Annotated in this window: 9 protein-coding genes and 1 pseudogene; 6 read left to right on the top strand and 4 right to left on the bottom strand. The window is 70.8% G+C overall.

Annotated features, from left to right (window positions below):
• Positions 1-394, bottom strand: a pseudogene (locus tag K0M70_RS01165) (twitching motility protein PilT); the annotation flags it as partial.
• An 87-nt stretch (positions 395-481) separates the two neighbouring features.
• Between K0M70_RS01165 and K0M70_RS01160 the strand changes: the two are divergent.
• The 6 genes from K0M70_RS01160 (at position 482) to K0M70_RS01135 (ending at position 5,503) form a co-directional block, all read left to right on the top strand.
• Positions 482-1,165, top strand: a complete 684-nt coding sequence (locus K0M70_RS01160) for a YggS family pyridoxal phosphate-dependent enzyme (RefSeq protein WP_290778184.1) — start codon at positions 482-484, stop codon at positions 1,163-1,165.
• Positions 1,166-1,190: 25 nt separating this feature from the next.
• Positions 1,191-2,012, top strand: a complete 822-nt coding sequence (gene proC, locus K0M70_RS01155; RefSeq protein WP_290778187.1) for a pyrroline-5-carboxylate reductase — start codon at positions 1,191-1,193, stop codon at positions 2,010-2,012.
• A 78-nt stretch (positions 2,013-2,090) separates the two neighbouring features.
• Positions 2,091-2,537, top strand: coding sequence for a DUF4426 domain-containing protein (locus tag K0M70_RS01150; RefSeq protein WP_290778182.1), 447 nt, complete (start codon positions 2,091-2,093; stop codon positions 2,535-2,537).
• A complete protein-coding gene (locus K0M70_RS01145; RefSeq protein WP_290778179.1) occupies positions 2,534-3,217 on the top strand; it encodes a histidine phosphatase family protein in 684 nt (227 codons plus the stop codon). The genes K0M70_RS01150 and K0M70_RS01145 overlap by 4 nt, the downstream gene beginning before the upstream one ends.
• Before the next feature lie 43 nt (positions 3,218-3,260).
• Complete coding sequence (locus K0M70_RS01140) at positions 3,261-4,481, top strand: acyl-CoA dehydrogenase family protein (RefSeq protein WP_290778176.1); 1,221 nt, start codon at positions 3,261-3,263, stop codon at positions 4,479-4,481.
• 2 nt (positions 4,482-4,483) lie between these two features.
• Entirely contained in the window at positions 4,484-5,503 is a 1,020-nt protein-coding gene (locus tag K0M70_RS01135; RefSeq protein WP_290778173.1) for a phosphotransferase, read from the top strand.
• Positions 5,504-5,506: 3 nt separating this feature from the next.
• Here the strand turns inward: K0M70_RS01135 and K0M70_RS01130 are convergent, their stop codons facing one another.
• The 3 genes from K0M70_RS01130 to K0M70_RS01120 all read right to left on the bottom strand — a co-directional run.
• Complete coding sequence (locus K0M70_RS01130; protein WP_290778170.1) at positions 5,507-6,448, bottom strand: PA2778 family cysteine peptidase; 942 nt, start codon at positions 6,446-6,448, stop codon at positions 5,507-5,509.
• 35 nt (positions 6,449-6,483) lie between these two features.
• Positions 6,484-6,852 carry a PA2779 family protein gene (locus K0M70_RS01125; RefSeq protein WP_290778167.1) on the bottom strand — a complete coding sequence of 123 codons (369 nt, stop codon included), beginning with the start codon at positions 6,850-6,852 and terminating at the stop codon, positions 6,484-6,486.
• 91 nt (positions 6,853-6,943) lie between these two features.
• A partial coding sequence (locus tag K0M70_RS01120) for an ABC transporter substrate-binding protein (RefSeq protein ID WP_290778164.1) occupies positions 6,944-7,428 on the bottom strand: 485 nt, incomplete at its 5' end.

Raw genomic sequence — 7,428 nt, 5'->3', positions numbered from 1 at the left:
GGGGGCGGGTCACCTGCATCCGCCCGGGGGGTTGGTCTTTGATTGGGGCTATTATGTGGGGGGGGGCGAGCCCCTCGCGGGTGTGTATCTGGGTGGTAATGGGGCGAAACCCGGCGCCGGCGCCGCGGTTCTGGTTGAAGGCGTTGACGCGGAAACGCGCCAGGCCGGGGATTTCGAACGAGAAGTCGACCTCGAGGAATTCCTCGAAGTCGCGTCGCTGCTTGTCTGACATGATGTCGTAGACAAGAGAGTGCACCTGCTTGTGGTCCAGGGCGGGGATATTGATCCGGCGCACGTCGCCATCCACTCGGATCATGGGCGGCAGCCCGGCCGACAGATGCAGGTCGGAGGCCTTGTTCTTGACCGAGAATGCCAGTAGTTCGGCGATGTCCATTATGTGAATCCCCTCAGCGCGTCTACGGATAGGCGACCGCGTGTCCCCGGGGCAGTATAGCTCTATCCCCGAAGGTGAATACCCCCCATGGAACAGCTGCACCAGGCCCTGCACGGCATCCTGCAAAGTATTGAAAACGCGGCAAAGCTGGCGGGCCGGCCACACGGCGTGCGGCTGCTTGCCGTTTCCAAGACGCGCCCGGCCGAGGCCGTGCGTGAAATGGCCCAGGCCGGCCAGCTCGCCTTTGGCGAGAATTACGTCCAGGAGGCCATTGCCAAGATTCGTGCCCTTTCCGGGCTTGGGCTGGAGTGGCACCTGATCGGGCACCTGCAGTCGAACAAATGCCGCGAGGCCGCCGAACACTTCGACTGGGTGCAGTCGGTGGACCGGGCCAAGCTGGTGGACGCCCTGGACCGGGCCCGACCCGAGGCGATGCCGCCGCTGAACGTCCTGGTGCAGGTGAACGTGGACGGAGAAGCCGGCAAGTCCGGCTGCCGCCCCGATGACGTGCCGGCGCTGGCCGACCGCATCGCGGCCGCGCCCCGCCTGCGCCTGCGTGGCCTGATGGCCATCCCGGAACCGCACCCCGACCCCGCCCACCGGCGCGACGCGTTCGGACGGCTCAAGTCGCTGTTCGACGCCGTCGCCGCCCGCCATCCCGGCGTGGACACGCTGTCGATGGGCATGAGCGAGGACTTCGGGCTGGCCATTGCCGAAGGTTCCACCCTGGTGCGCGTGGGCACGGCGCTGTTCGGCGCGCGTGGCCAATGAGCGCGCCATCGACTACGGTGCGCCCATGACCTCGTCCTGCATCGCATTCATCGGCGGCGGCAACATGGCCCGCAGCCTTATCGGCGGCCTGGTGGCCCGCGGCCAGGCGACGGCTTCGCTGCGCGTGGCCGAGCCGGTGCCGCTGCTGCGGGACGCACTGGCGGCAGACTTCGGGGTACACGCCCACGCCACCGCCGCGCAGGCCGCCGACGACGCCGGCATCTGGGTGCTGGCGGTGAAACCGCAGGTGCTGCGCGAGGTCTGCCGGTCGCTGGCACCGCTGGCCCAGGCCCAGCGTCCGCTGGTGGTTTCAATCGCGGCGGGCATCACCACCGGGCAGATCGATGCCTGGCTGGGCGGCGGCCAGGCCGTGGTTCGCACCATGCCCAACACGCCGGCGCTGCTGGGCGCAGGCGCCACGGGGCTTTACGCCAACCCGGCCGTGGACGCCGACGGGCGGCGCGCGGCGGAAACCCTGATGCAGGCCACCGGCATCACCGCCTGGATCACCGACGAGGCGCTGATGGACGCCGTGACGGCCGTGTCGGGCAGCGGCCCGGCCTACGTCTTCCTGTTGGCCGAGGCCCTGCAGGCCGCCGGCGAAGCCCAGGGCCTGGCGCCGGACACAGCGCGCCGCCTGGTCGTGCAGACCCTGCTGGGCGCCTCGCGCATGCTGGATGAATCGTCCGATCCGGCGGCGGTGCTGCGCCAGCGCGTCACCTCGCCGGGCGGCACCACCCAGGCCGCCATCGAGAGTTTTGAAGCCGGCGGCTTCCGCGCCCTGGTCGACCAGGCCGTGGCCGCGGCCACCCGCCGCGGGCGCGAGCTGGCCGCGGGCAGCCAGTGACCGGTGCGCCACCCGGTCTTGATGGACTCGACACAGCCGTGGGGCGATGATGGTCCATCGCTCCGCGGAGGCCTGTCCATGCATCGCTCACCCGTTCGCACGATCGTCCTGGGGCTGTTCGCGCTGTTGCTGGCGCTGCCCGCCTTCGCCGACAACTCCACCCGGGCCGGTGGCTACGTGGTGCACCACAACGCCGTGCCCACCACCAGCCTGACGCCCGACGTGGCGCGCCAGTACGGCATCACCCGGTCGGCCAACCGCGCGCTGGTGAACATCTCGGTGCGCCAGGGAGAACTTGGCGCCGACCGCGCCGTGCAGGCGTCGGTGAAACTGGTGGCCACCAACCTCAACGGCCAGCGCCTGGACCTGCGGGCGCGCGAGGTGCGCGAAGGCGACGCCGTGTACTACCTGGCCGAGGCCCGCATCACCGGCAACGACACGCTGGTGTTCGACCTGGAAGTGACGCCCGAAGGCGCCACGGCACCGATCAAGGCCAGCTTCCGCCAGGAATTCTTCGCCAGGTGAGTCTTCTGCTGGTGCGCCATGGCCAGGCGAGCTACGGCGCCGCCGACTACGACAACCTGTCCGAACGCGGGCAGCTTCAGTCGCGGCTCCTGGGCCAGTGGCTGGTGCGGGGCCGCCACCGTTTCAAGGCCGTGGTGGTGGGCGGCATGCGCCGGCACCGGCAGACCGCCGAAGGCGTCGCGGCCGCCTTCACGCAACAGGGGCTGGCCCTGCCCGATTTCGTCGCCGACCCGGGCTTCGCCGAGTTCGACCACGAAGCCGTGTTCGGCGCTTTCCTTCGACGCGACCCCAGCGACCCGATCGTGGTGGCCAGCCGCAGCGGCAAGCCGCGCGACGTCGGCCTGATGCTGCAGGCGGCGCTGCTGGCCTGGGCGCGCGACGAACTGCCGGGCCTGCCCGAATCCTGGGCCGCCTTCGGCCAGCGCGTGCAGTCGGCAGGCGATCGCCTGGAAGCGCTGGCCGGAGACGACGAAGTGCTGGTGCTCAGCTCGGGCGGCGTGATTTCCCGGCTGGCCCAGATCGCGCTGGACGTGCCCGACCACCGGGCCGTCGAACTCAACCTGGCGCTGCGCAACAGCGCCCTGTCGGAATTCCATCCGCACGGCGGCCGCTTGCGCCTGGGCTCGTGGAACGCCCTGCCGCACCTGCACGGCGAACGCGAGCTGTGGACCTACTACTGAACCCCCTGCCCGCACGCCGGGCCGCCCCGACAACGAGACGCCGATGACTTCTGAACGCCCCGCCACGCTGTTCCCCTTCTCCGAGCGCTCGCGCGAACTGCAGGCCAAGGTCGCCGCCTTCGTCGCCGACAAGATCATCCCCGCCGAGGCGGAGTTCGCCGCGCACGATGCCGATCCGGCCACGCGCTGGACGCCGGTGCCGCGCATGCAGGCGCTGAAGGCGGAAGCCAAGGCCGCCGGCCTGTGGAATCTGTTCCTGCCCGACGCGCGCCTGGGCGCCGGGCTGAGCAACCTCGACTACGCGCCCATCGCCGAGCTCACCGGCCGCTCCCTGCATGCCCCCGAGGCCTTCAACTGCAGCGCGCCCGACACCGGCAACATGGAAGTGCTGGCCCACTTCGCCACGCCCGGACAGCAGGCGCCGTGGCTGCCGCGGCTGCTGGCCGGCGAGATCCGCTCGGCCTTCGCCATGACCGAGCCCGACGTGGCCAGCTCCGACGCCACCAACATCGCCATGCCGATCGTGCGCGAAGGCGATGAGTTCGTGATCAACGGCCGCAAGTGGTGGACCACCGGCGGCGGCCACCCGCACTGCGAGATCCTGATCGTGATGGGCGTGACCGACCCCGACGCGGCCGCGCACCGCCGCCAGTCGATGGTGCTGGTGCCGATGGCTACGCCGGGCGTGCGCGTGGTCCGGCCGCTCACTGTTTTCGGCTACGACGATGCGCCGCATGGCCACGTCGAAATGGCGTTCGACAACGTCCGCGTGCCGGTGGCCAACCTGCTGCGCGAACGCGGCAGCGGCTTCGAGATCGCCCAGGCGCGGCTGGGACCCGGCCGCATCCACCACTGCATGCGCCTGATCGGCCTGGCGCAGCGAGCACTGGAAATGATGGTGGCGCGCGCCAAGAGCCGCGAGGCCTTCGGCCGTCCGCTCGGCGGCCACGGCATGGCGCAGGAAGCCATCGCGCTGTCGCGCTGCGAAATCGAACAGGCACGCCTGCTCACCCTGCAGGCCGCCGCGGCACTGGACGCCCACGGCAACAAGGGCGCCAAGGACCTGGTCGGCATGATCAAGATCGTTGCCCCGCGCATGGCCTGCGCGGTGATCGACCGGGCCATGCAGGTGCACGGCGGCGGCGGCCTGTCGCAGGACCATTTCCTGGCGCAGGCCTACGCCGGCGCACGGTCACTGCGCCTGGCCGACGGGCCGGACGAAGTGCACATCGCATCGCTCGCCCGCTCGATGCTCAAGGCCTGACCATGGCGCATCCGCTGGATCTGCCCGTTGACGCACTGGCCTCGTACCTGGAAGAGCAGGTGCCGGGCTTCCAGGGCCCGCTGACGGCCACCAAGTTCAAGGGTGGCCAGTCCAACCCGACCTACCTGGTGGAGGCCGCCAGCGGCCGCTACGTGCTGCGCCGCAAACCGCCGGGCCAGCTGCTGCCGTCGGCGCATGCGGTGGACCGCGAGTTCCGCGTGCTGCAGGCGCTGCACGGCACCGCGGTGCCGGTGGCCAGGCCGCTGCACCTGTGCGCGGACGAATCGGTGGTCGGCTCGATGTTCTACCTGATGTCGTACGTGGACGGCCGCATCTTCTGGGACCCGTCCCTGCCCGACGCCACGCCGGCACAGCGCGCCGACATCTACGCCGCCATCATCGACGCCATGGCCGCACTGCACACGGTGGACCCCGCGTCCGTGGGCCTGGCCGACTACGGCAAGCCGGGCGGCTACTTCGAACGCCAGCTCAAGCGCTGGGGCGAACAGTACCGCGCCAGCGAGACGCGGCCGATCGCCGCCATGGACGCCCTGATCGAGCGCCTGCCGGCCCGCTGCCCCGCAGACGACGGCAGCGGGGCGCTGGCGCACGGCGACTTCCGCATCGACAACCTGATGTTCCACCCCAGCGAGGCGCGCGTGATCGCGATCGTGGACTGGGAGCTGTCCACGCTGGGCCACCCGCTGGCCGACCTGGGCTATTTCTGCATGGCGCTGCGGCTGCCGCGCAACCCGGCGCTGCCCGGGCTGGCGGGCCTGGACCGCGCCGCGCTGGGCATTCCCGACGAAGCGTCGCTGCTGGCGCGATACTCGGCGCTTACCGGCAGGCCCATCCCGGCTGACTGGCCGTTCGTGCTGGCCTTCAGTTTCTTCCGGCTTGCGGCCATCGCCCAGGGCGTGGCCAAGCGCGCCGAGCAGGGCAACGCGTCCAGCGAACAGGCGGTGCAGGCCGGGCGCATGACCGAGATGCTGGCCCAGCTCGGGCTGGAAGTGCTGGGCTGAGATTCAGCGCGCGGCGCAGCGTGCCGGGTCGGTGGACGTGGCCGGCAACTGGTCGCGCGCGGCGGTGAGTGCGGCAAGCCAGGGCGAATCGGGCGCCAGCACTTCCAGCGCTACTTCCAGCACCCGGCGCGCGTGCGCGCGGCAGCCGGTTTCGGCCAGCACGCTGGCGTAGTTGTTTGAAAGCACCGGTTCGCGCGGCGACGCCGCCAGGCCCCGGGCGAACGACGCCAGCGCGGCCTCGCGATCGCCGGCGGCGTAATCAAGATTGCCCAGCGCCAGGTACGCACGGTGGTCGTCGGGCCAGCGCTGCCGCCCCGCTTCCCAGGCCACGCGTGCCGCCGCTGCGCCGCCCACCGGTTCGAACGCAGCCACCGCCTCGGCATAGCGCAGCGGGTTGGCGCGCGCGGGCAGTTCGCCCGGCCGCAGCGCCACGATGCCCCAGCGGTCGGCCCAGTCCCAGGTGCGCAGGAAGCTGCGCGCGCGCGTGGGCTTGGCTTCGTCCACGCCGGTATTGAGCACCAGCCGGTTGCGCGCCGGGTCGCTGCCTACGACCACCGCGTAGTGCCAGCGCGGCACGCTGGGGGTGAGCACGTTCTGCAGCACCAGCACCGGGCGACCGGCCTGGAGCTCGGCCAACACGGCGTCGGTATCGCGGTCGATCACATACGGGATCCGTCCCGCGCGGCGGCTGGCGCCCAGAAGCTCCAGCTGCAGGCTGCCCTGCCGCTTGGGCAGGTAGACCTGCGGCTCAAGCTGTTCGGGGGTGATCTGCACACCGCTGGCGCCCAGCAGCCCGGCCAGGGCTGCGGGACCGCACTGGTATTGGGTTTGCGGATGGAAGGGCACGCCGCCCAGCAGCAGGCTGTCGCCGGCGGGCAGCGCCAGCTTCGGATTCACCGAACAGGCGCACAGGCCCAGCAGCGCCAGCAAGAAAAAGGCGCGCACCGGCCAAGCCGGCGCGCGCCCGTTATCGGCCAAGGTCAGACCTTCTTGAAGATGTCGATCGCGCCGGTCAGCTCGAGCACGATCAGGATCACCAGGATCAGGCCAAGCACGCCCAGGACACCGCCGGCCGGGGCCTGCTCCATCTGGCTGTGCAGCTGGGCCAGCTCGGCGTCGCTGAGCGAGGCCACGCGCGAATCGACGTCGGCCAGGTCAACGCCCATGTCCACCATCATCCTGGCAACGTCGGCGCGGGCCAGGGTAGCGCGCACTTCGGTTTCCAGATCAGCGCGCGACTCCACCGCAACCGCCTGCTGGGTGGAGATCATGGTGGCGTTGGCCATCGAGGTGGTGCCGACGAAAACGAGGGCGACGGACAGTGCGAACGCAAGGATCTTCGAGGCCATGGTGGGCTCCTACAGGGGTTGAGTCTTCCTTATCGCACATTAGCGCCGCGCACTGTGCGCGCAGGCGCACAGAGGGGCACGATCGGGCCGTTCAGCTTCGGGACGCGGCCCAGCGCTGGATATGCCTGGCCATTTCGGCCACGCCGTCGGTCAGGGCCGCGGGCCCGGGCTGCAGGATGATCGGCGACTTGATCTCGTGCAGTTCGCCGTCGCGCACGGCCGGCACGGAGGCCCAGCCCGCACGCGCGGCGACCTTGCCGGGCTGGAACTTCTTGCCGCACCACGAGCCGAAAACGATGTCGGGCGCACGGGCGATGATCTCGTGGTCATCGGCCAGGATGCGGTACTTGGCCAGCGACTGCGCCGCCAGCTCCGGGAAGATGTCGTCGCCGCCGGCAATGCGCACCAGCTCGGCCACCCAGCGGATGCCGCTGATGCGCGGCTCGTCCCATTCCTCGAAGTACACCTTCGGACGGCACGGCAGCTTCGCCGAGGGCTCGGCGGTGGGATCAACCCCCCACAGCAGCGCGTCCGCGGAGGCGGTGGCGCGGCCGGCGACACCCCCCACCGCACACC

The sequence above is a fragment of the Arenimonas sp. genome (assembly GCF_019459675.1).
Taxonomy (GTDB): Bacteria; Pseudomonadota; Gammaproteobacteria; order Xanthomonadales; family Xanthomonadaceae; genus Arenimonas.
The sequence above is the reverse complement of the archived record's forward strand: the minus strand, read 5'-3'. Positions and strand labels throughout refer to the sequence as shown.

What these genes read in the sequence shown, in the direction of transcription:
- K0M70_RS01150 (WP_290778182.1), top strand. Translation starts at nt 2,091, where the DNA reads ATGCATCGCTCACCCGTTCGCACGATCGTCCTGGGGCTGTTCGCGCTG.
- K0M70_RS01135 (WP_290778173.1), top strand. Translation starts at nt 4,484, where the DNA reads ATGGCGCATCCGCTGGATCTGCCCGTTGACGCACTGGCCTCGTACCTG.
- K0M70_RS01125 (WP_290778167.1), bottom strand. Translation starts at nt 6,852, where the DNA reads ATGGCCTCGAAGATCCTTGCGTTCGCACTGTCCGTCGCCCTCGTTTTC.
- K0M70_RS01160 (WP_290778184.1), top strand. Translation starts at nt 482, where the DNA reads ATGGAACAGCTGCACCAGGCCCTGCACGGCATCCTGCAAAGTATTGAA.
- K0M70_RS01140 (WP_290778176.1), top strand. Translation starts at nt 3,261, where the DNA reads ATGACTTCTGAACGCCCCGCCACGCTGTTCCCCTTCTCCGAGCGCTCG.
- proC (WP_290778187.1), top strand. Translation starts at nt 1,191, where the DNA reads ATGACCTCGTCCTGCATCGCATTCATCGGCGGCGGCAACATGGCCCGC.